This is a genomic window from Achromobacter sp. JCM 18799 (genome assembly GCF_055395645.1).
Genome location: NZ_AP043866.1, coordinates 1,766,303 through 1,788,852, shown reverse-complemented (window position 1 = coordinate 1,788,852; position 22,550 = coordinate 1,766,303). Strand labels below are relative to the sequence as shown.

The window sequence follows — 22,550 nt, the reverse complement described above, 5'->3', positions numbered from 1 at the left end:
CCCAAGCCATCGCGGGTCACGGCGGGCTGGCTCCGATGGCGGGCCTTACCCCGCGTGTTCGATCACCAGTTGCACCGACACCATCCCGTTCCAAACGTTCTGCTCCAGCCGGTAGGCCGCCTGAATATGTTCGGGCAGCGACTGGTCGTGGCCGAACCAGATGGCGTCAAAGCGCTGGTGGCCGCGTTCCAGCGACAGCTTCAGGTGCTTTTCCCCGACCAGACGCTGGTTGCGCACCACGAACTCGTCCAGGAACAGCGGCGCGGCGAAGCCGGCGCCCCAGACCTGCTGCTGCAGCATGCCAGCCACGTCGGCGTTGGCGTAGCCGGTTTCCAGCGAGCCGTCGGTTTCGATCACCGGCTCGAAGGTGTCGCGGCCCGTGAGCTCGCGCACCGCGGCGTCGAACGCGGGGGCGAAGGCGGCGAAGTCGTTGCGGCCCAGCGTCAGGCCCGCAGCCATGGCGTGGCCGCCGAACTTGCGGATCAGGTTGGGATGGCGCTTGGACACCAGGTCCAGCGCGTCGCGCAGATGCACGTCGGGAATCGAGCGGCCGGAACCGCGGATTTCGTCGTCGCCGGCGGGCGCGAAAGCCAGCGTGGGACGCCAGAACTTTTCCTTCAGGCGCGAGGCCACCAGGCCCACCACGCCCTGGTGCCAGCCCGGGTCGAACACGCAGACCGTGGCGCCGGCGGCCGCGTTCGGCTCTTCCATGGCGGCCAGCGCCTGTTCGCGCATTTCGGCTTCGATGGTGCGGCGTTCGCGGTTGATGTTGTCGAGCTCGCGCGCCATTTCCAGCGCCTGCGCCTCGTCGTCCGTGGTCAGGCAGGCGATGCCCAGGCTCATGTCGGCCAGGCGGCCGGCGGCATTGATACGGGGGCCGAGCGCAAAGCCCAGGTCAAAGCCGTTGGCTGCGCGCGGCTCGCGTCCGGCCACGGCGAACAGCGCGCGCAGCCCGGGCTGCAGGCGGCCGGCGCGCATGCGCTGCAGGCCTTGCGTGACCAGCAGGCGGTTGTTCGCGTCCAGCTTGACCACGTCGGCCACGGTGCCCAGGGCCACCAGGTCGGACAGCGCGTCCAACCGCGGGCCGCCGTCGGCCGCATAGACGCCGCGGCGGCGCAGTTCGGCGCGCAGCGCCAGCATCATGTAGAAGATGACGCCCACGCCTGCTAGATTCTTGGACGGAAAGCCGCAGCCCGGCTGGTTGGGGTTGACGATGGCCAGGGCCGCCGGCAGCGTGTCGCCCGGCAAGTGGTGGTCGGTGATGACCACGCCGATGCCGGCCTCATTGGCCGCGGCCACGCCGTCCACGCTGGCGATGCCGTTGTCGACCGTGATGATGATGTCGGGCTTGCCGGCGCGGTGCCGCACCGCCAGTTCGACCACGGCGGGCGACAGGCCGTAGCCGGTCTCGAAGCGGTTGGGCACCAGGAAGTCCACGTCGGCGCCCATGGCGGACAGGGCGCGCAAACCGACCGCGCAGGCGGTGGCGCCGTCGCAGTCGTAGTCGGCCACGATCAGCAGCTTCTTGCCCGCCTGGATGGCGTCGGCCAGCACGCCGGCGGCGTGGTCCGAATGCGTCAGGCCGTTGGGCGGCAGCAGCGATTTCCAGGCGAGTTGGGTTTGATCGGGATGGGTGACGCCGCGGGCTGCCCACAGGCGGGCCAGCAGCGGGTGGATGCCCGAGGCTTCAAGAATGCGGCAGGCTTGCGGGTCGGGGGTGCGGACGGTTAAGCGGGGTGAGACCACCAGGCGCTCCAGTTTTTCTTGGGCGCGGGCAGCAAGCCAAGCAGGCCCCCGCGCGGTTTCAGGGTTAGGGCGACCTTGCGGTCGTCGCCCAGCAGCAGCAGTTCGGCGGGAGTGGCCGGCAGGCCGTGCTTGCCGGCCAGCGGGCGCAGATGCTGCGCGTCCAGCGCGGCCAGGGCGTCCAGCCAGGCGGCCCAGTCGCCGGCCCGCTGGGGGGCGTCCAGGTTGCTGTAGACCTGCGCGGGGACCGGCCGGGACTGCGTCCAGGGCCTGCCGCCGCCATACAGCCACAGCGCATTGACCGGAGGCAGGCCGCGCGCCGCGCGGGCGTCATTGACCGGGTGTTCGTGCCAGGCCATCTGTATTTCATTGAGCAGCCGGCGCCACGGGCGCGTTTCCGCATCCTGGCGCCACCAGTCGTTCAGGCGTTGTCCGGCCACGGCCAGCGGGCTGGCGGTCTGCGGCCGCAGGCCTTGCGGCAGGCGCAGGCGCCAGCGTTCGGGCGAGAGCGTCTCGACCTCGAAGCCCGTGCCTTCGAACAGCGGGCGGGCTGTGTCCAGCAGGGCGGCCGCTTCCTCGGCGCGCAGTTCCATCAGGCCGGGATCGAGCAAGGCGGCCTGGTCCGTGCCCAGCGCCAGATGGACCAGCTCGGCCAGCCAGACGGGTTCATCTCCGTCGGTTTGGGCGCCGGCCAGCAGCGGACCCAGTCCGGCGCCGGGCGGCAGGCCCGCTTCGGGGACGTAGCCGGCGCGGGCCAACTGCCAGGCTTCGTAGGGCGTACAGCCTTGGGCGCGCACGTCGTGAGCCTGGGGGCGGGCGGCGCCGGCCTGGAGCCAGCCGTGCAGCGTGGGCGCGCGTTCGGGCAGGAGCTTGGCCAGTTCGGCGGCGACGGGTAGGGCGGGCAAAGCGCCCGGAATGACGATCAGCATGGGCGCGATTGTAGTCCGCACGGGCTGCGGGAACTAAGCGGCGCCTGGCACTGCCATAGCTTGAAACGCCTGGTCTTGGACGCGCACATCCGCGGCGCGGAATCCAGGCGGTTAATGCCATAATGCGCTCGTGCTGAAAATACCCTACGAACTCTGGATAGGCGCCCGCTATGCCGGGTTGGCCCGAATCCGCCAGCGACGCGGCCGCCGCGATCGCTTCATCTCCTTCATCGCCGCCAGTTCCATGGCGGGCATCGCGCTGGGCGTCGCCGCCCTGATCGTGGTGCTGTCCGTGATGAACGGCTTCCAGAAGGAAGTGCGCGACCGCATGCTGTCGGTGCTGCCGCATATTGAACTCTATATCCCGGGGGCTGCCCCCGAGCGGGTGCTGGAGAAATGGCAGGAGTTCGCTTCCGCCGCCGAGAAAAATTCCTCGGTCAAGGCCGGCGCCCCGTTCGTGGCGGCGCAGGGCATGCTGGTGCGCGGGCAGGCCTTGCGCGGCGTGCAGGTGCGCGGCATCGATCCGCAGACCGAAGGCAATGTGTCGGACCTGCCGCGCCAGATGGTATCGGGCAAGCTGACCGACCTGAAGCCCGGCAGTTTCGGCGTGGTGCTGGGCAATGAACTGGCCGACGGCATGGGCGTGAAGCTGGGCGATACGCTCTTGATGATGGCGCCGCAGGGCTCGATCAGCCCGGCGGGTTTCACCCCGCGCATGCGCCAGTTCACCGTGGTGGGCGTGTTCTCGTCCGGCCACTATGAATACGATTCCTCGCTGGCCTTCGTCGACGACGAGGATGCCGCCCGCGTGTTCCGTGACAGCGGCACTGCCGGCGTGCGCCTGCGCGTGGCCGACATGCAGCGCGCCCCGGAAGTGGCGGCGGAATTGCAGAAGGTGCTGCCGCCCTACGTGATGGCGAGCGACTGGTCGCGCAACAACCGCACCTGGTTCGCGGCCGTGAAGACCGAAAAGCGCATGATGTTCCTGATCCTGGCGTTGATCGTGGCCGTGGCCGCGTTCAACCTGCTGTCCTCCCTGGTCATGGCCGTGAAGGACAAGCAGTCCGACATCGCCATCCTGCGCACGCTGGGCGCGGGTCCGCGCGAGATCGCCCGCATCTTCCTGGTGCAGGGGGCGCTGATCGGTGTGATCGGCACGCTGCTGGGCGTGGCGGGCGGCATCCTCATCGCCTATAACGTGGACGTGATCGTGCCCTTCATCGAAGGCTTGCTGGGCGTGCATTTCCTGCCGCGTGAAATCTATTTCATCAGCGCCTTGCCGTCCGATCCGCAAGTGGGCGACATCGTCACCATCGGCGTGACTTCCCTGGTGCTGTCGCTGCTGGCGACCCTGTATCCCAGCTGGCGCGCCTCGCGCCTGCAACCCGCACAGGTGCTGCGCCATGACTGACATGCTGACTCCCGCGCTGCAGGCCGACAACATCGTCAAGGTCTACGACGAAGGCCCTGCGCGCATCGAAGTGCTGAGCAACGTCAGCCTGTCGGTGGCGCGTGGCGAGATGGTCGCCATCGTCGGCGCCTCCGGTTCCGGCAAGAGCACGCTGCTGCATATCCTGGGTCTGCTGGACGTGCCCACCAGCGGCTCCGTGTCGGTGGACGGCCAGCTTGCCGTCGGGCTGTCCGAGGCCCGCAAGAGCGCCGTGCGCAACCGCAGCCTGGGCTTCGTCTACCAGTTCCACCACCTGTTGCCGGAGTTCTCCGCGCTGGACAACGTGGCGATGCCGCTGATCGTGCGCCGCGAGAATCGCGACAAGGCGCGCGCCGCCGCGCACGAGGTTCTGGGTCTGGTGGGCCTGGCCGCGCGCGAAGGTCACTTCCCGGGCCAGCTGTCCGGCGGCGAGCGGCAGCGCGTGGCGCTGGCGCGCGCGCTGGTCACGCGCCCGGTCTGCGTGCTGGCCGACGAGCCCACCGGCAACCTGGACCGCCACACCGCGCACAATATGTTCGAACTGCTGACGCGGGTGAATCAGGAGTCCGGCACGGCGTTCGCCATCGTCACGCACGACCCGGAACTGGCCGCCCGCGCCGACCGCCAGTTGCTCATGGAAAACGGTCGCCTGGTTTCGGGTTAAGGCGCGCCGGGGGATAATCCGGGCAAGGAGGTCGCGCCCATGCTGATCGATACCCATTGCCACCTGGATGCCGCCGAGTTCGACGCCGACCGCGAGCAGGTCGCCGACCGTGCCTGTGAGGCGGGCGTCCAATCCATCGTGATTCCCGCTGTCGAGCGCGCCAATTTTTCCGTGGTGCGCGAACTGGCCGGCAAGACGGCCGGCGGCGCCTATGCACTGGGCATCCATCCGCTGTATGTTCAGCGCGCCGGCGACGGCGACCTGGAGGCGTTGCGCGCGGCCGTCAAGGAATCGCTGGGCGACCCCCGCTTCGTCGCCATCGGCGAGATCGGCCTGGACTTCTTCGTGCCTGAAATCGCCTCCGGCGAACCGCGCGAGCGCCAGGAACACTTCTATGCCGCGCAACTGGCGCTGGCCGCCGAGTTCGGCCTGCCGGTGCTGCTGCACGTGCGCAAGTCGCAGGACATCCTCTTGAAATACCTGCGCCGCCATCCTCGCATCGGCGGCATCGCGCATGCCTTCAACGGCAGCGCGCAGCAGGCGCAGGCATTCATAGACCAGGGCTTCGCGCTGGGCCTGGGCGGCGCGATGACCTACGAGCGCGCCTTGCAGATCCGCCGCCATGCGGTGGACGTGGATCTGGCGCACCTGGTGCTGGAAACCGACGCGCCCGACATTCCGCCGGCCTGGCTGCATCCGCCGCAGCGGCGCAATGCGCCGGCCGAACTGGTCCGCATCGCCGCCACGCTGGCCGAGCTGCGCGGCATCACGCCGGCGCAAGTGGCGCATGCCACCACGGCCAACGCCATGCGGGTATTGCCGCGGCTGCCGGCCGCGATCCTGGCCGACGCCGACTGACCGGGCCTCAGCCGTTCAGGCGCGGCAGTTCCAGCCGCACGCTCAGCCCCTGCGGCGACATGTTGCGGGCCGACATCCTGCCCTTGTGCGCGGCCACGGCGGCCTGGGCAATCGACAGGCCCAGTCCGGCGCCGCTGCCCGGTTTGCGCGCGCCGGAGGCCGTCCGATAGAAAGGTTCGAACAGCGATTGCAGTTCTTCCGCGGCCACGCCGGGCCCGCGGTCCTCGATCTCCAGGCAGGCTTCGTGCGCGGTCGACAGCAGGCGCACGCGGATCGCGCTGTGCGCGGGCGCAAAGCGCAAGGCGTTGCGCAGTACGTTCTCGATGGCGCTGGCCAGGCTGCAGCGGTCGCCGACCAGGGGCACGGGCGCATGCTGGTGCCACTCTATGCGGATCTGCCGGCCGCCGGCCTCAAAGCGTGCGTCTTCGACGACGTCGGACACGAGTTCGGCCAGGTCCAGGGTGTCGGTAGGCACGGGCAGGGCGCCCAGGCGCGCCAGCCGCAAGGTGTTGCCGACCAGCGCGTCCAGGCGTTCGCATTCGAGTTCGATGCGGTCCAGCTGCAGATCCTGGCGCTCGTCCCTGCGCCGCGCCAGCTCCGCCGCCAGCCGCAGCCGCGCTAGCGGCGAGCGCAGTTCGTGCGCGATGTTGTGCAGCAGCTGCTCGCGCGTGTCGACCAGCGCCTTCAGGCGGTCGGCCATCGCGTCGAAATCGCGCGCCAGGAGGCCTAGTTCGTCCTTGCGGCGCGCCAGCTTGGCGGGCGTGTGCGCATCCAGCCGCCCGGCGGACAAGGCATGCGTGGTCTGGCGCAACTGTGCCAAGGGCGCCGTCACGTGGCGGCTCAAGGCCCAGCAGAACGGCGCGGTCACGGCCAGCGCGAACAGCACCAGGGCCAGCGCCACGGGCGACAGGGCCAGCACTTCCCAATGCGATGAATCGAACGGCAGGAACAGCAGCAGCAGCTGCGAACCATCGGGCAAGACCAGCTTTTGCGGTTCCCACCAGGAAACGCGCTCGCCGGTGGGGTCGGCGGGAAGGTAGTCGGCTTTCGGCGAACGGTCTGGCCCGGCGCGGAAATCGCTCAGCCAGTCTTCCATGCGGGCGGGCAGCCGCCGGCCCAGGATGTCCTTGTCCTGGGCGTCCATGACGTAGATCTTCAGCGCCGAGTAGCGCCGGTCCATGGCTTCGACCCAGCGTTCCAGGCCATCCACGCCCTCGCTGCGGGCGATCTGCGCAGCATCGCGCGTGAGATTGCCGGGATTCAGGCCATCCAGGGAATTGAAGCGGTACCAGGCGACCGCGGCCGTCAGCACCATGCCGCAGACCAGGATGACCGCCATCGCGCCCCAGAAGGTCAGGAAAGCGCGTCCGAAGAGCGAGCGGGTGGGCAGCCAGGCCATCAGTCAGCGCCCGCCAGTACGTAACCCAGGCCGCGCAGGTTGCGGATCGCCAATGTCTCGGCGCCGCTGTCGCTGCGCAGCTTCTTGCGCAGCGAGCTGATGTGGGTGTCGATGCTGCGGTCGTAGCGGTCGGGCTTGCGGCCCAGCGCGTACAGACCGATCTGGTCGCGCGCGACCACCTGCCCGGGCGTGCGCATGAGGATTTCCAGGATGCGCTGTTCGGCGCCGGTCAATGGAATTTCACTGTCGCCCATTCGCAGCACGCCGGTGGCGGCGTCCAGCGACACTGCGCCCAGCGCCAGGGCGGGGCGGGCCGTGTCGGGCACCTCTTCGAAGCGGCGCAGGACCGCCGTGATGCGGGCCTTGAGTTCGCGCGGACTGAAGGGTTTGGCCAGGTAGTCGTCGGCGCCGAACTCCAAGCCCAGCACGCGGTCCGTCTCGCCGCCGTGGGCGGTGAACATGATGACCGGCCGGCGCGAGCGCAGGCGGTATTGCTTCAGCAGATCCAGCCCATTGCCGTCGGGCAGCATCAGGTCCAGCAGCACCAGGTCGTAGTCGTCCTGAGCCAACAGGGCCAGGCCCTGCGTGCCGCTATGCGCCAGGGTGAGCCGGCAATGACCGGGTTCCAGGTACTCGCGCAGCATCTGCGCAAGCTCGACATCGTCATCGATCAGCAGGATGCGGCGAGTCGCCGGTGCGTGGGAAAAAGGCATGCGTGTCGTCGGTTCTGCATCCGGCAGTTTGGCTTATGGCCGCGGGCCGGAGTGTCAAGAAGTGCAAAGAAGATAAAAGTTGCGGAAAGCGTGTTGCTGGCTCCCGGCAGGTCCAATTCTAATATGAGAATGGTTTTCATTAATAAATACGAGGCAGGACGGACGCCGCACGCGGGGTGGGGCGCGGGCCTGGGACGGGAGAAACTGGAATCATGAGCAGCAAAGAATTGGTCGCCGGCCGGCGCGGTCCGGGTTCGCGCACGCAGTTGGCGGCGGCCCTGTGCGCAGCGGGTTTCGGCGTGGCGCAGCCCGCCTGGGCGCAGAGCGCCGACACTGCCAAGACCCTGGACACCGTGGTGGTGACGGCCTCGGGCTATGAACAGCAGATCCAGGACGCGCCGGCATCGATCAGCGTGATCACCCGCGAGGACCTGGACAAGAAGTTCTACCGCGACATCAACGACGCGCTGGTGGACGTGCCGGGCGTGATCGTGACGGGCGGCGGCGACCGCCAGGACATCAGCCTGCGCGGCATGGGCCCTAAGTACACGCTGATCCTGATCGACGGCAAGCGCCAGAATTCGCGCGAAACCCGCACCAACTCGGATTCCACGGGCGTCGAAGGCGGCTGGACGCCGCCGCTTTCCGCCATCGAGCGTATCGAGGTGGTGCGCGGCCCCATGTCGTCGCTGTACGGCTCGGACGCCATGGGCGGGGTGATCAACATCATCACGCGCAAGGTGCCCTCGGAGTGGGGCGGCGAGATCCGCCTGGACAGCACCATCCAGGAAAGCAACAAGTCGGGCGACATCTACCAGGGCAACTTCTACCTGTCCGGCCCGATCAAGACGGACCTGCTGGGTCTGCAGATCTACGGCCAGGCCACGCAGCGCGACGAAGATGACATCGTCGACGGCTTCCGCAAGCGCAACTCGGAAAGCGTCACGGCCAAGCTGGCGCTGACGCCCAACCGCGACCACGACATCGTGCTGGAAGCGACCACCATGCGCCAGAAGCTGCACGAAACGCTGGGCAAGACGGTCGAGCCGCTGCCGCCCGGCCAGGCTTGCGGACGCAATGGCTGCCCGGCTTCGTCCGATACCGACTACCGCAGCAACAAGTGGGCGCTGTCGCATACCGGACGCTGGGGCTGGGGCGTGTCGGACAGCTACGTGCAGCAGGAAGAGTTCGACAACCGCTCGCGCCAGATGAAGATCAAGAACCTGGACATCCAGACGAGCTGGACGCTGCCGCTGGGTTCGCACATGCTGACCCTGGGCGGCAGCTACCTCAGCCAGCGCCTGAACGACCAGACCGGCAACCAGCTGGCCAACGGCCCCAGCAAGGTGGACCGCTACCAGTGGGCCTTGTTCGCCGAAGACGAATGGCGCCTGACCGAGACCTTCGCCGTCACCACCGGCCTGCGCATGGACGAAGACGAGAACTTCGGCACGCATTTCAGCCCGCGCCTGTACGGCGTCTGGCACATGGCCGACCGCTGGACCCTGAAGGGCGGCGTGTCCACGGGCTTTCGCGCGCCCGACCTGCGCCAGACGGTGGCGGGCTGGGGCCAGGTCAGCCGCGGCGGCAATATGTACGGCAATCCGGACCTGACGCCCGAGAAGTCGGTAACCGAGGAAATCGGCATCCTGTATGACGACGGCGAAGGCTTCAACGCCGGCCTGACCGTCTTCAACAACGACTTCAAGGACAAGATCACCCGCGTCGCCTGCCCCGCGACCCAGTGCACGGACGGCCCGAACCAGTTCGGCTCGGATCCGACCACCTACATGAACGTGGACAAGGCCAATTCCCGCGGCGTGGAAGCCAACCTGAAGCTGCCGCTGTCGCGCGACTGGTCCCTGACCAGCAGCTACACGTTCACCAAGTCGGAGCAGAAGTCCGGCCAGTACAAGGGCCAGCCGCTCAATCAGCTGCCCAAGCACCTGTTCACCACCACGGTGAACTGGCAGGCCTCGGATGCGCTGCAGGCCTGGGCGCGGCTGAACTACCGCGGCAAGGAAAGCCAGCCCATCACCGGTCCGTCGTCCTCGTCGGTGGTCGCGCCTTCCTACACCTTCGTGGACCTGGGCGGTTCGTACCAGGTGAACAAGACGGTGGCGGTGTACGCCGGCATCTACAACCTGTTCGACAAGCAGGTCACGTACGACGACTACGGCTACGTCGAGGACGGCCGCCGCTACTGGCTGGGCGTGGGCGTCAAGTTCTGAGTTTGAATGGGCGCCTGGCGCCCGCAACATGAAGAGGTACGCATGAAGAAGCAAACGCAAGCAGGCCGCGTCCGGCGTTGGGCGGTTCAGGCCGGGGCCGCGCTGGTCCTGGGCGCCGCCACGGCGGTATGCGCGGCGCAGGCGACGCTGCCGGTGAAGCATGCGCGCGGCGAAACCGCCGTGCCGGCCAATCCGGCGAAGACGGTGGTGATGGACCTGGCCGTGCTGGACACGCTGCATGCGCTGGGCGTGGACGCGACGGGCGTACCGACGGTCGCCAAGTGGCCGCCGCAGCTAAGCCAGTATGCCGATGAGCGCTACCTGAAGGTGGGTTCGATGTTCGAGCCCAACTACGAGGTGATCCACGCCGCCGCGCCGCAACTCATTTTCGTGGCGGGCCGCTCGGCGCCCAAGTACGACGAGCTCGCCAAGCTGGCGCCCACCGTGGACCTGACGGTCAATGCCCGGGACCTGGTGGGCAGCGTCGTGCGCAACACCGAAACGCTGGCCGCCATCTATGGCAAGCAGGATGTCGCCAAGACCAAGCTCGACGCCCTGCGCGCCTCGATCGCGGACCTGAATGGCAAGGCGGCCAACGCCGGCACCGCGCTGATCGTGCTGACCACCGGCGGCAAGATGAGCGCCTACGGTCCGGGTTCGCGCTTCGGCGTGATCCACGACGCCTTCGGCATCAAGCCGGCGACGACGGGGCTGAGCGTGTCGAACCACGGCCAGGCGATCTCGTTCGAGTTCATCGCCCAGACCGATCCCGACTGGCTGTTCGTGATCGACCGCGATGCCGCCATCGGCCGTGAGGGCGTGTCGGCCCAGCGCATGCTGGACAACGAGCTGGTGCGCCCGACCAAGGCCTGGAAGAACAAGCGCGTGGTCTACCTGAACGGCTACAACTGGTATCTGCTGGGCAGCGCGGGCCTGACCGCGATGCAGCAGAACGTGGACGAGATCGCGGCCGCGCTGGCCGCGGGCAAGTAAAGCCTGATGCATGAGCGGCGGGAGTAATCGCGGGTGAGTTGGCGGCAGTCGATAGGCGGTTGGGGCGGGCTGGCGGTGGCGGTAGGCTTGCTGCTGGCCCTGTGCGCGGCCAGCGTCAGCCTGGGGGCGGGCCAGCTCAGCCTGGCCGCGCTGTGGGGCACTGGTGACGAGGCCGAGCGAGCCTGGCGCCTGCTGATGGTCAGCCGCATCCCCCGCACGCTGGCCTTGCTGCTGGCCGGCATGTCGCTGGCGGTGGCCGGACTCATCATGCAGATGCTAGTGCGCAACCGCTACGTCGAACCCACCACGGCCGGCACCGTGGAGTCCGCCACCCTGGGCATACTCGTGGTCACGCTGCTGGCGCCGGACACGCCCGTGATCGGCAAGATGTTGACGGCCACGGGCTTCGCGCTGGCGGGCACCTTGCTGTTTCTTGCGCTGCTCAAGCGCGTGCCGCTGCGCACGCCCTTCATCGTGCCGCTGATCGGCCTGATCCTGGGCGGCGTGATCCACGCGGCCACCACCTTCGTCGCCTATCGCTACGACCTGCTGCAGTCGCTGCACGCCTGGACCACGGGCGATTTTTCCGGCGTGCTGCGGGGGCGCTATGAATTGCTCTGGATCGGCTTCGGCCTGGCCTGCGCGGCTTACGCGGCGGCCGATCGTTACACCGTGGCCGGCATGGGCCGCGAGTTCGCCGCCAACCTGGGCTTGAACCATGCGCGGCTGACGCTGGCCGGACTGCTGATCGTGTCGGCGATTTCGGCCGTGGTGGTGGTGACGGCCGGCGGCATTCCCTTTCTGGGCCTGATCGTGCCCAATGCCGTCAGCCTGGTGCTGGGCGACAACATGCGCCGCGCCATCCCCTGGGTGGCGGTGCTGGGCGGCGTGTTCGTGCTGGCCTGCGACGTCATCGGCAGGCTGGTGATCCATCCCTACGAGATTCCCATCGGCACGGTGGTCGGCGTGCTGGGCAGCATCCTGTTCCTGTGGCTGTTGCGCGCGCGGAGGAACCGGCTTGGCTGAACTTGCAGTCTCCGTCCCGGCGCCGGCCCGGGCGCCGCAGGCTTGGCGCCTGTGGCTGCTGGGCGCCATTGCGCTGGCCTGCGCCATCGCCTTCATGACGCTGGGCGCCAACGGCCAGTGGTCCTTCGTGATCCCGTTCCGCGGCGCCAAGCTGGCGGCGATGCTGCTGGTGGCCTATGCGGTGGCGGTGTCGTCGGTGCTGTTCCAGACGATCACCCACAATCGCATCCTGACGCCCGCCATCATGGGCTTTGACGCCCTGTACCTGCTGATCCAGGCCGTGGTGGTGTTCGGCTTCGGCCAGGCGGCCGCGGCCGCCAGCCATCCGGTGGCCGCCTTCCTGCTGGAGGTGGGCGCCATGACCGCGTTCGCCTGCCTGCTGTTCCGTTGGCTGTTCTCGGACGCGGTGCGCAGCCTGCACCTGATGATGCTGGTGGGCATCATTTTCGGCCTGTTGTTTCGCAGCCTGTCCAACTTCGTGGTGCGGCTGATCGACCCCAATGAATTCCTGGTGTTGCAGGACCGCATGTTCGCCAGCTTCAACACCGTGCGCGTGGGTCTGCTGCCGATCGCGCTGGCCGCGGTGTGCGCCGCGTCGCTGCTGGTGTGGCGCATGCGGCGGCGCTACGACGTGCTGGCGCTGGGCCGCGACATCGCGGTGAACCTGGGCGTGGACTATCGCCGCACGCTGATGCTGACGCTGGCCGCCATCGCCGTGCTGGTGTCGGTATCCACCGCGCTGGTGGGGCCGGTGACGTTCTTCGGCCTGCTGGTCAGCAACCTGGCCTATCAGGCCATGGGGTCCGACCGGCATCGCCACACCGTCCCGGCGGCCGTGCTGCTGAGCGTGATCTTCCTGGTAGGCGGCCAGACGCTGCTGGAACGCGTGCTGGGCCTGAATACCACCGTCAGCGTGGTGATCGAATTCCTGGGCGGGTTGATGTTCCTTGCCCTGATCCTGCGCAGGGGGCGCCGATGATAGAGATCCAGCAAGTCAGCAAGCAATACGGCGACAGCGTGGTGGTCGACGACGTCAGCCTGTCGCTGCCGGCGGGCGGCGTCACGGCGATCATCGGCCCCAATGGCGCAGGCAAGTCCACGCTGCTGTCCATGGTCAGCCGTCTGCTTCCCATGTCCGCTGGCCGGGTGCTGGTCGAGGGGCTGGACGTGACCCGGGCCGACAGCCGCGAACTGGCGCGCCGCCTGGCCATCCTGCGGCAGGACAATCACCTGCCGCTGCGGTTGACGGCCAGGGATCTGGTCGCGTTCGGCCGTTATCCGCACACGGGCGGCCGCCTGACGCTGGAAGACAAGGACCACATCGACCGCGCCATCGCCTACCTGAACCTGGAGCCGCTGGCCGACCGCTACCTGGACGAGATGTCGGGCGGGCAGCGCCAGCGCGCGTTCGTGGCGATGGTGCTGTGCCAGGACACGCGCTACGTCCTGCTGGACGAACCGCTGAACAGCCTGGACATGAAGCATGCCGTCGCCATGATGGGCACGCTGCGGCGCGCGGCGGACGAGCTGGGCAAGACGGTGGTGCTGGTGCTGCACGACATCAATTTCGCGTCCACCTATGCGGACCGCATCGTGGCGATGCGGGCAGGGCGCATCGCGCATCAGGGGACTCCGGCCGAACTGGTCCGGCCGGAGGTCCTGAGCGAACTGTACGAGTTGCCGATCGAGGTGCACGAGATCGGCGGCCGGCGCATCTGCGTGTACTACCGCCAGCCTTAGCGGCTGAGATCCACCGCGTAGCGCGACAGCTGGGTCACCGGGTCAGGCGTGGCGTCATGCACCGTGACGTTGTCCACGCCATGCGCGGCGGCCATGGCCAGGGTGCCTGGCACCGACGAAAACACCACCGGGCCGGCCAGGACGCCCACTCGCGCGAAGCGCCAGCTGCGGTCCAGGCCATAGGTGGCCAGATCCAGGTCCGGGTGCTTGCGGATGTAGCTGATCAGCACGTCGCGGCTGGCGTCCGGGGCTTGCAGCACGATGTCGCCCTTGCCGCCGGCCAGGCCGGGGAAGTCGCCGCCGCCGCTGGCGCGGTAGTTGTTCGTGACCACCAGGAATTGCGCAGCGGGATCGAGCGGCGCGCCCTGGTAAGTCAGCTGCGTGATGCGTGTACCCTTGGGCCGGGTGACGTCGATTTCGTACCGCAGGGCATTGCCCGCGGCATACAGCACGTCGAAGTTGAAGGTCGGAAAACCCGTGTCGACCAGATCCTGCGGCGCGACCTGGCCCGGGTCGATCTGCTTGAACTGCTCGGCGGTCTTCTCCAGCCATTGGCGCACGATGTCGCCGCTGACCCGCACCACTTGCAAGGTGTTGGGGTACAGGTAAAGATCGGCGGCGTTGTTGATGGCGATGTTGCCCTGCTTCACGTAGGTGAAGTCGCCCGGACCGTTGCGTCCGCCCTTGAAGGGCGCGGCCGCCGACAGGATGGGCAGGGCGGCATACGAGGGTTTGTTCTTGGCGATGTAGTCCGTCAGATAGTCGATCTGCGCCATGTTGACGATTTGCAGCGCCGACACGTCGCCCGCCAGCGCGTAATAGGTCGCCATGTCGAAGCGGCTCTGGCCGATGGGCGTTTTGACATAGGCGATGGTGGCGGCGTGTTCAGCCTGCACCAGCTGCTGCGCGGCGGCGTCGGGTTCGACGTAGGTCGCGGGCGTGGCGCCGTTCTGCGCGGTCAGGCGCGTGGAGATGCGTTGCACGCGCGTGGCGTCCTTCTGCACCTGCCAGCCTTTGTCATAGGCAAGCTTCAGCGTGATCTGGCCGAGGTTGTTGCCCCACTGGCCGGCCTGCACCGCCGGTACGCCGTTGATCAGGCCTTTCTCCAGATCTATCCCGGGCTGCCCCGCGAATTGCGACTTGGCATTGGTGTCGGGGAACAGCAGGTGCTGGTGACCGGTGATCAGCGCGTCGATGCCAGGCACCTGGCTCAGGTAGCCCGCGCCGTTTTCCATGGCCGGGCTGTAGGCGCTGAGCATGTCGATGCCGCCGTGCGCCAGCGCCACCACCAGATCGGCGCCCGCCGCGCGCATTTCGGGTACATAGCGTTGCGCCGATTCCTTCCAGCCCGCGACTTCCACGTGGCCTTCCAGATTGGCTTTGTCCCATTGCAGGATGGGCGGGGGCGCAAAGCCGATCACGCCGACCTTCAGCGCGACCTCGATCTGCTTGCCGTTGGGATCGGTGGCCTTGAAGGTCTTGTTCAGCAGGACCCAGGGCTTGAAGATGGGCTGCTTGCTGGCGGCCGACACCACATTGGCGGACACGAAGGGAAAGCCCGGCGCCGCGCAGTCCTTGGCCCCGGCGGGGTTGGTCTGCGCCGTGCCCTTGCCGATGCCGGCCAGCCCGAAATTCGTGTCGGTGATCTGCGACAGGAACGGCAGGCCGTAGTTGAACTCATGGTTGCCCAGCGTGGCCGCGTCATAGGCCAGCAGTTTCATCTGCTTGTAGATCGCCAGCATGTCGCTGCATTGCACCGGCTTGACCAGCGCCTGGTAGTCGGACAAGGCAGTGCCCTGGATGGTGTCGCCGTTGTCGAACAGCAGCGTGTTGGCATTCTGCTTGCGCGCATTGGCGATCAACGTGGCCGTGCGGTCCACGCCGTAGCTCTTGTCCTCGGCCAGCTTGTAGTAGTCGTAGCCCAGCACGTTGGCATGCAGGTCGGTGGTGCCCAGGATGGCCAGGTCCAGGGTGGAGCCTGCGGGCACGCCGGCCTGCGGCGGGGTGTCGGGCGTGTCGTCGTCATTGTCGCCGCCGCAAGCGGCCAGGCTTGCCAGCAACGCGGCGCTGGCGGACAGCGCAAAGAGCTTTCCTAGATTCGGCTTCACCGTCTTTCCTCCGGGTTTGAAGGAAAGGAATTCTGCGCATGGCGTGTGACCCGGCCGTGACACGGTCGCGCCACGGGGCGGGGCAGTCGTGCCGCGTCTAGCGCAGCGGAGATTCTTCGATGAGGTCGCCCGTTTCCAACGCCGCAAGCGCGTCCAGGAAGCGCCACGCAAACGATCCGGGGCCTTGCGCCAGCTCGCCGGCGCGCTGGCCCGCGATGGCGAAACACGACAGGGCGGCGACCGCCGCGGAAAACGGATCGTTGCGCGACACCGCGGCGCAGGCGCCAACCAGCGCCGTCAGCGCGCAGCCCGTGGCGGTGACGCGCGGCATCAGGGGCGAACCGCCCGTTATGCGGACGGCGCGCGCGCCGTCCGTGACGTAGTCGGTCTCGCCGGTCACCGCCACCACTGTCGCGCGGCTGGCGGCGATGGCATGCGCGGAATGCTCCGCCTGCGAGACCGCGTCGCGCGCGTCCACGCCCTTGCTCGCGCTTTGGCCGCCGGCCAGCGCGATGATCTCCGAGGCATTGCCGCGGATGATGGCGGGCCGCAGGTCCAGCAGGCGGCGCACCGCGTCGCGGCGGAAAGCGGTGGCGTGGTGCGCCACCGGATCGAGCACCCAGGGTATGCCGGCTTCGTTGGCCGACGCGGCGGTCAGCAGCATGCTGTCCAGCCAGGGCGAGGACAGGGTGCCGATGTTGATCACGACCGCGCCGCAGACGCGCGCGAACTCGGGCGCTTCTTCCTGCGCATGCACCATGGCGGGCGAAGCGCCCATGGCCAGCAGCACGTTGGCGGCGGTGTTCATGGATACGAAATTGGTCAGGCACTGCACCAGCGGCGCATCGCGGCGCAGGGCGGCCACCAGGTCGCGCGAGATCAGCGCCTGGGCGGAAAGGTCGGGAATGGATTGCATGCCGTGGATCCTGTTTATGCGCTGACGTCCGACAGCCCGGGCTGCGCGGGCAGGGCGCCGCGCAGCGATTCCAGCAGTACGCGCTTGTTTTCGCGGCTGCGATAGGCGTGCTCGCGCATCAGGTTCTCGGCACGCACGGCCTCGCGCCGCGTAATGGCGCGCAGCAGGTCTTCGTGGTCCGCTTGCGCGCGCAGCACGAACGGCGTTTCCAGCAGAGAGGGCGTGGATGGCAGGGTCAGCGCGGCCGGGCCGGCCAGCGGCGTCTTGTTGTTGTGTTCCAGCGCCGACAAGAGCGCGCGGTTGCCCGCGGCTTCGCACAGGATCTCGTGAAAGCGCCGGTTGATCTGCCCCCAGGCGCGCGCATCCACGGTGGTGTTGGGATCGCGGCGGGCCGGGGCCAGCAGGGCGCGTCCTTCGTCCACCGCCTGCGACAAGCGGTCCAACACGTCCTGCGAGGCGCCGCGCTCGGCCAGCAGGCGGGCCGCCATGCCTTCGAGCACGCCGCGCACGTCCACCGCGTCGCCGATTTCGTCCACCGTAAAGGCCCGTACCCGGAAGCCGCGTGAAGGCAGCCGTTCCAGCAGGCCCTCTTTTTCAAGCTCGGTCAGCGCAATGCGCAACGGGGTACGCGATACGCCCAGGCGCGCCGAAAACTGTAACTCGACCACGCGTTCCCCCGGTTGCAGAACGCCAGAAAGCACCATGTCCCGGAGTTCGGAAATGACTTTATCGATTTGTGCGGCCATAGGGAGGGGGAGGCTGGTTCCGGTCTGTGAGGACTTTCAGTGTACCGTCAAAATTGCATGCAATAGTCAATAAAAAAACCGATCTTGCCTTGCGATTTATCAAAATTGCATGCAATAATTCGGAAAAACAGCGATTCAAGTGCGGTTGAAGCGATAAATGCATGCAAAGAAATCCGTCGATGCATGCCATAAGCCGCCGCAAGCACAGGAGACAACATGAAGCTCGTCAGCTTCGTTCAGGCAGGCCGCAGCGCCTGGGGCGTGGTGCGCGGCGCCGAGGTCGTGGCGCTGACCCAGGTCTGGCCCGACTTGGTCGCGGCGCTGGAGGCAGGGGTGGAACAGATCGCGCGCGCCGCGGAGACGGCTGGCCAGGCCTGTATGCCCTTGGCCGGGCTGCGCCTGCTGCCGCCGGTCGTGGCGCCGCGCAAGATTCTCTGCGTGGGCCTGAACTACGGCCGCCATGTGGCCGAGGCCGGGCGCGAACTGCCCGCGCACCCCTCGCTGTTCGCGCGCTTTGCGGACAGCTTCGTCGGCCACGGGGAGGCGGTGTGGAAGCCGCAAGCCTCCGATCGTTTCGATTACGAGGCCGAACTGGCCGTGGTGATCGGCCGGGGCGGACGCCATATCGCCGCCAGGGACGCCCTGGCGCACGTGGCCGGCTACACCTGCATGGCCGAGAACTCCGTGCGCGATTTCCAGAAGCACAACGCGCAGGTGACGCCGGGCAAGAACTTCGAGCGCAGCGGCGCGCTGGGTCCCTGGCTGGTCACGGCCGACGAGATCGGCGACCCGGCTGGCCTGGAAGTTATTTCCCGCCTCAACGGCGAGGTCATGCAGCACGGCCAGGTGTCCGACCTGATCTTCCCCATCCCTGAGCTGATCGCCTACATCAGCAGCTTCACCCGCCTGTCGCCGGGCGACGTGATCGCCACCGGCACGCCCGAAGGCGTGGGCTCCAGCCGCAAGCCTCCGCGCTTCATGAGCGCCGGCGACACGCTGGAAGTCGAGATTCCCGGCCTCGGAACACTGATCAACACGGTGGCGGACGAGCCCGCCGCCGACGAACAAGGAGACGCGCATGTCTGATGCGCTGCGGTACCTGACGGAACGGGACGTGGTCTCGGTTCTGGATATCCCCAAGGCGATCGAAGCCCTGCATGCCATGCTGGTCGCGCAAGGGCGCGAGCAGGCCCGCAACCTGCCCAAGGCGCTGGCGACCTGGGGCGACGGCAGCTCGATGCATGCCTTGGGCTCCGTGCAGACCGGCGCGGGCGGCTATGCGGGTTTCAAGACCTGGGTCCATACCAAGAGCGGCGGAGGCTCGCTGTTCAGCCTGTTCGACGCCGAGTCGGGATTTCTGCGCGCCGTGATCGAGGCGCGCGCGCTGGGCATGCTGCGCACCGCCGCGATCAGCGGGGTCGCCACGCGCGCGCTGGCGCCGGCTGACGCCGCCTGCGCCGCGCTGATCGGCACCGGCCCGCAGGCCGTCACCCAATTGGCCGCGCTGGCCGCCGTGCGCGACTTGCGCCGCGTGCGCGTCTACAGCCCCACGCCGGAAAAGCGCCGCGCCTTTGTCGCCAGCGTGCAAGGCAAGTATCGATTCGAGGTCGAGGAAGCGGCCAGCCTGGAACAGGCGCTGGCCGGCGCCGAGATCGTCACCCTGATCACGCGCGTCGTCGAGCCTTTCGTGGACGAGGCCATGCTGGCCGACTGCAGGCACCTGAACGCCGTGGGCGCGATCCTGCCGGCCAAGGCCGAGTTCGCGCAGGACGTGTTCGAACGCGCCGACCGCGTGGTGGTGGACGACCTGGAAAACGCCCGCCGCGGTTCGCGTGAACTGCGCGAGCGCTTTGGCGCAGACGGTGCGCCATGGCAGGGCGTGACCGTGCTGAGCGACCTGCTCGCCGCGGGAGAGGGCCGTCCGCAAGGCGCGCGGTTGACGATCTTCAAGGGCATGGGCATGGGCCTGTCCGACCTGGCGATGGCGCGCGTGGTGTACGAGCATGCCCGCGACCATGGCCTGGGCGTGGCGCTGCCGCCCCAGACCCGCGAGAACCTGCTGCTGGCGCAGCCCTGAACCGAATTCGCATAACCGCACAGCCGGCGCGGGGCGCCGGCGGCAAGAGGAGACATACATGTTCGTCGATATCAGCGGCGCCAGTCCGCGGGAACAAAACAAATGGCAGTCCATCGTCATCCCCAAAGAGGACATCGATCTTGAGATCGCGCGCCTGACCGATGCGCCCCGGCCGGACAACGGCCGTCGCGCCTCCCTCATCGTGCACCCGGAAGCCACGGCGCCGGGCCTGGGCCTGGCCCCGGGAACGGACGTCACCATCAACGTGGTCAATCCGGGTGAAAGCACCTTCAATCTGCGCAAGAACTCCAACATGCTGGAGATCTGTATCAGCGGCGAGGGCGTGGCCACGGTGGCCGGGCGCGACATCCGCGTGGGGCACTGGGACGTATGGAACACCCCCGCCATGCAGGTGCATTCCTACCGCAACGAAGGCAAGACGCCGTGGGTGCGCCTGTCGTACTCCAACGCGCCGCTCCTGGAAAAGCTGGAGATCCACTACGTCGAGGAGTTCGAGGGCAGCGTGCCGCCGGCCGACGCCAATACCAAGCCGGTGCCGCCGCGCGCGCCCGACGCGGCCCGTTCGCGCGACCTGGCGCTGCGCGAGCAGATCACGCCCGAGGGCGCCTGGCTGCTGGGCTACGAGTGGCTGATCGACATCGACGTGCTGGAATCCAAGGCCTTGCACTGGCCCTGGTCGGCGGTGTCGCGCCAGCTGCCCAGCGTCGAGGACATGGCGCGCGGCTACAACGGCCGCCGCCTGTTCGTGCTGTACAACCCGGCGACCGAACGCCGCATCGGCACCACGCACAGCTTCTTCGCCACCATTTCCTCGTCGCCGCCCGACAACCACCACGTGCCGCACCGCCACAGCTCGTCGGCCATCAACTATTACCTGCGCGGCAACGGCTACAGCAAGGTCAACGGCACGCGGCTGGACTGGAAGGCGGGCGACCTGATCCTGTCGGCGCCAGGCTGGGCCATGCACTCGCATCACTCGGGCACGGAAACCACCTCCGCGCTGACGGTGCAGGACCATCCGCTGCAGATCGCCATGGAGTCGCTGATCTGGCAGGAGCGCATGCAGGAACCCATCCTGGCGCTGGGCAGCCAGAGCGGCTTCGAGAGCAACCGCGCGCAACTGGCCGCGGCCCGATAGGACGCGATTTTCTAGAACCGATACCTGGATCCGCAATGACCATGACCGAGCTTTCCGATACCCCGTCGCTGCGCGAGCGCCTGCGGGACTTCTATGACGATTACGCCTACTGCCTGGACGAAGACCGGCTGGAGGACTGGCCCGCCTTCTTCACCGAGGACTGCCATTACCGGGTGCTGTCGCGCGAGAACCATGACGCCGGCCTGCCCCTGGGCCTGATCTATTGCATGAACAAGAACATGGTGCGCGACCGCGTCACGGCCTTGCGCGAAACCACCATGTTCGAGCCGCGTTCGCTGCGCCACTTCATCAGCGGCGTGCGCGTGCTGGAAGTGCAGGGCGACCACATCGTGGCGCAGGCCAACTTTGCGGTGATGGAGTCGCTGTCCGACCGCGAGCCCACCTTGAACATGGTGGGCCGCTATCTGGACGTGGTGCGCGTGACGCCCGAGGGCCTGGCGTTCAGCCGCCGCGACTGCGTGTACGACAACTACCGCGTGCGCACTTCGCTCATCGTTCCCATCTGAATCCGCCCCGAGGATACCCATCATGACCTGTACCCACTCGACCGCGCCAGAGGCTCCGGCGGCGGCTCCCATCCACATCGAGCGCCGTTGGCCCAAGGAAGGCTATACGCGCATCCCCAACTGGGTCTACACCGATCCCGCCATCTTCAAGAAGGAGATGGACGTGTTCTTCGGCGGCAGGACCTGGAACTACGTGGGCCTGGAATGCGAAGTGCCTGAAGTTGGCTGCTACAAGCGAAACTGGATCGGCGACCGCCCCGTGGTCATGGTCCGCAACGCGGAAGGCGAGATCAACGTTCTGGAGAACCGCTGCGCGCACCGCGGCGCGCAGATCTGCTGGCACAACACCGGCAAGGTGGAGGACTTCACCTGCCCCTACCACCAGTGGAACTATGACCTGAACGGCAATCTGCAAGGCGTGCCGTTTCGCCGCGGCGCCATGGGCAAGGGTGGCATGCCGCGCGACTTCGATCCCAAGCAGAACGGCATCCGCAAGCTGCGCAGCGTGAACCGCGGCGGCTCGATCTGGGCCACCTTCGCCGAGGACGCGCCCAGCTTCGAGGACTACTGCGGTCCTGAAGTGCTGGCGGAAATCGACCACATGCTGCCGGGCAAGCCGCTCAAGCTGCTGGGTTACAGCCGCCAGCTGATCCCCAGCAACTGGAAGATGTACCTGGAAAACCTGAAGGATCCGTACCACGCCACGCTGCTGCACACCTTCTACATCACCTTCGGCCTGTGGCGCGCGGACTCCAAGTCCGAGTGCATCCCCACGGGCGGCGGCGCGCACAGCGTGATGGTGTCGCACAACGAGGGCAAGAAGAAGACCGAGGCCACCACGGAAATGAGCCGTTTCCGTGACGACCTGGAGCTGCTGGACCTGGAAACCGTGACGCCGCGCGCCGAGTTCAACCGCGGCCGCGTCGGTGGCGCGTGGGTGTTCCCGGCCGCGCAGTTCGGCATCCAGGCCAACTCGCTCAAGACTCGCCACGTCATCCCGCGCAGCCCGACCGAGCACGAACTGGTGTTCACCTACTACGGCTACGAGGACGACGACGAGGAAATGACCCGCCTGCGCCTGAAGCACGCCAACCTGCTGGGTCCGGCCGGCTTCGTGTCGATGGACGACAGCGAAATGCTGAACCAGGTGCAGATCGGCGTCACCGGCTATCCGGAAGAGCGCGGCATCATCGAGATGGGCGGCCGCGACACCGAGCCCGCCGACTACATGGTGACCGAGGTGCTGATCCGCTCCTTCTACGACTACTACCGCAAGGCGATGGGGCTGTGAG

21 protein-coding genes are annotated in these 22,550 nt (G+C 67.7%); 13 read left to right on the top strand and 8 right to left on the bottom strand.

Annotated elements, in window-relative coordinates; genetic code table 11:
- Positions 1-45: 45 nt before the first annotated feature.
- On the bottom strand, positions 46-1,746 hold the full coding sequence (gene recJ, locus ACZ5YA_RS08470) for a single-stranded-DNA-specific exonuclease RecJ (RefSeq protein WP_059373498.1): 1,701 nt from the start codon (positions 1,744-1,746) through the stop codon (positions 46-48).
- Positions 1,728-2,672 carry a hypothetical protein gene (locus ACZ5YA_RS08465; protein WP_464092839.1) on the bottom strand — a complete coding sequence of 315 codons (945 nt, stop codon included), beginning with the start codon at positions 2,670-2,672 and terminating at the stop codon, positions 1,728-1,730. The genes recJ and ACZ5YA_RS08465 overlap by 19 nt, the downstream gene beginning before the upstream one ends.
- A 178-nt stretch (positions 2,673-2,850) precedes the next feature.
- Between ACZ5YA_RS08465 and ACZ5YA_RS08460 the strand changes: the two genes are divergently transcribed.
- From ACZ5YA_RS08460 to ACZ5YA_RS08450, 3 genes are read left to right on the top strand one after another with little or no spacing between them, the layout of a single operon-like run.
- Entirely contained in the window at positions 2,851-4,083 is a 1,233-nt protein-coding gene (locus ACZ5YA_RS08460) for a lipoprotein-releasing ABC transporter permease subunit (RefSeq protein ID WP_240633261.1), read from the top strand.
- Positions 4,076-4,765 carry an ABC transporter ATP-binding protein gene (locus tag ACZ5YA_RS08455; protein ID WP_059373492.1) on the top strand — a complete coding sequence of 230 codons (690 nt, stop codon included), beginning with the start codon at positions 4,076-4,078 and terminating at the stop codon, positions 4,763-4,765. Before ACZ5YA_RS08460 ends, ACZ5YA_RS08455 begins: the two co-directional genes overlap by 8 nt.
- 39 nt (positions 4,766-4,804) lie before the next feature.
- Positions 4,805-5,623 carry a TatD family hydrolase gene (locus tag ACZ5YA_RS08450; RefSeq protein ID WP_118932674.1) on the top strand — a complete coding sequence of 273 codons (819 nt, stop codon included), beginning with the start codon at positions 4,805-4,807 and terminating at the stop codon, positions 5,621-5,623.
- A gap of 7 nt (positions 5,624-5,630) precedes the next feature.
- Here the strand turns inward: ACZ5YA_RS08450 and ACZ5YA_RS08445 are convergent, their stop codons facing one another.
- Positions 5,631-7,022, bottom strand: a complete 1,392-nt coding sequence (locus ACZ5YA_RS08445) for a sensor histidine kinase (protein WP_251881569.1) — start codon at positions 7,020-7,022, stop codon at positions 5,631-5,633.
- The gene (locus ACZ5YA_RS08440) at positions 7,022-7,735 is read right to left on the bottom strand and encodes a response regulator transcription factor (protein ID WP_059373486.1); all 714 of its coding nucleotides are present in this window, start codon (positions 7,733-7,735) and stop codon (positions 7,022-7,024) included. Before ACZ5YA_RS08440 ends, ACZ5YA_RS08445 begins: the two co-directional genes overlap by 1 nt.
- Positions 7,736-7,947: 212 nt before the next feature.
- Here ACZ5YA_RS08440 and ACZ5YA_RS08435 point away from each other — a divergent pair, with 212 nt between their 5' ends.
- From ACZ5YA_RS08435 to ACZ5YA_RS08415, 5 genes are read left to right on the top strand one after another with little or no spacing between them, the layout of a single operon-like run.
- Complete coding sequence (locus ACZ5YA_RS08435; protein WP_059373483.1) at positions 7,948-9,966, top strand: ligand-gated channel protein; 2,019 nt, start codon at positions 7,948-7,950, stop codon at positions 9,964-9,966.
- A 42-nt stretch (positions 9,967-10,008) separates the two neighbouring features.
- Positions 10,009-10,959 carry a siderophore ABC transporter substrate-binding protein gene (locus tag ACZ5YA_RS08430; protein WP_464092373.1) on the top strand — a complete coding sequence of 317 codons (951 nt, stop codon included), beginning with the start codon at positions 10,009-10,011 and terminating at the stop codon, positions 10,957-10,959.
- 33 nt (positions 10,960-10,992) lie between these two features.
- Positions 10,993-11,985, top strand: coding sequence for an ABC transporter permease (locus ACZ5YA_RS08425; RefSeq protein ID WP_118932671.1), 993 nt, complete (start codon positions 10,993-10,995; stop codon positions 11,983-11,985).
- On the top strand, positions 11,978-12,964 hold the full coding sequence (locus tag ACZ5YA_RS08420; RefSeq protein ID WP_187523942.1) for an iron chelate uptake ABC transporter family permease subunit: 987 nt from the start codon (positions 11,978-11,980) through the stop codon (positions 12,962-12,964). Before ACZ5YA_RS08425 ends, ACZ5YA_RS08420 begins: the two co-directional genes overlap by 8 nt.
- Complete coding sequence (locus tag ACZ5YA_RS08415) at positions 12,961-13,725, top strand: iron ABC transporter ATP-binding protein (RefSeq protein WP_118932670.1); 765 nt, start codon at positions 12,961-12,963, stop codon at positions 13,723-13,725. Before ACZ5YA_RS08420 ends, ACZ5YA_RS08415 begins: the two co-directional genes overlap by 4 nt.
- Here the strand turns inward: ACZ5YA_RS08415 and ACZ5YA_RS08410 are convergent.
- The 4 genes from ACZ5YA_RS08410 to ACZ5YA_RS08395 all read right to left on the bottom strand — a co-directional run bounded on the left by ACZ5YA_RS08410 (position 13,722) and on the right by ACZ5YA_RS08395 (position 17,713).
- Positions 13,722-15,833, bottom strand: a complete 2,112-nt coding sequence (locus ACZ5YA_RS08410; protein WP_464092372.1) for a 5'-nucleotidase C-terminal domain-containing protein — start codon at positions 15,831-15,833, stop codon at positions 13,722-13,724. The genes ACZ5YA_RS08415 and ACZ5YA_RS08410 overlap by 4 nt on opposite strands.
- A gap of 97 nt (positions 15,834-15,930) precedes the next feature.
- Positions 15,931-16,749, bottom strand: a complete 819-nt coding sequence (gene thiM, locus ACZ5YA_RS08405) for a hydroxyethylthiazole kinase (RefSeq protein ID WP_059373473.1) — start codon at positions 16,747-16,749, stop codon at positions 15,931-15,933.
- Between the two features lie 14 nt (positions 16,750-16,763).
- Positions 16,764-17,495 (bottom strand): GntR family transcriptional regulator, encoded by a 732-nt coding sequence (locus ACZ5YA_RS08400; protein WP_054456177.1) that lies wholly within the window; start codon positions 17,493-17,495, stop codon positions 16,764-16,766.
- Positions 17,496-17,542: 47 nt separating this feature from the next.
- Positions 17,543-17,713, bottom strand: coding sequence for a hypothetical protein (locus ACZ5YA_RS08395; RefSeq protein WP_280015851.1), 171 nt, complete (start codon positions 17,711-17,713; stop codon positions 17,543-17,545).
- Between ACZ5YA_RS08395 and ACZ5YA_RS08390 the strand changes: the two genes are divergently transcribed.
- From ACZ5YA_RS08390 to ACZ5YA_RS08370, 5 genes are read left to right on the top strand one after another with little or no spacing between them, the layout of a single operon-like run.
- Complete coding sequence (locus ACZ5YA_RS08390) at positions 17,712-18,581, top strand: fumarylacetoacetate hydrolase family protein (protein WP_464092371.1); 870 nt, start codon at positions 17,712-17,714, stop codon at positions 18,579-18,581. The genes ACZ5YA_RS08395 and ACZ5YA_RS08390 overlap by 2 nt on opposite strands.
- Positions 18,574-19,572 (top strand): ornithine cyclodeaminase family protein, encoded by a 999-nt coding sequence (locus tag ACZ5YA_RS08385; RefSeq protein WP_464092370.1) that lies wholly within the window; start codon positions 18,574-18,576, stop codon positions 19,570-19,572. The genes ACZ5YA_RS08390 and ACZ5YA_RS08385 overlap by 8 nt, the downstream gene beginning before the upstream one ends.
- Before the next feature lie 58 nt (positions 19,573-19,630).
- Positions 19,631-20,731 (top strand): cupin domain-containing protein, encoded by a 1,101-nt coding sequence (locus ACZ5YA_RS08380; protein WP_059373468.1) that lies wholly within the window; start codon positions 19,631-19,633, stop codon positions 20,729-20,731.
- Positions 20,732-20,766: 35 nt separating this feature from the next.
- Positions 20,767-21,258, top strand: coding sequence for an aromatic-ring-hydroxylating dioxygenase subunit beta (locus tag ACZ5YA_RS08375; RefSeq protein WP_464092369.1), 492 nt, complete (start codon positions 20,767-20,769; stop codon positions 21,256-21,258).
- A 22-nt stretch (positions 21,259-21,280) separates the two neighbouring features.
- Positions 21,281-22,549: a Rieske 2Fe-2S domain-containing protein gene (locus ACZ5YA_RS08370; protein ID WP_464092368.1), complete on the top strand. Its 1,269-nt coding sequence runs from the start codon at positions 21,281-21,283 to the stop codon at positions 22,547-22,549.
- Position 22,550: the final 1 nt, after the last annotated feature.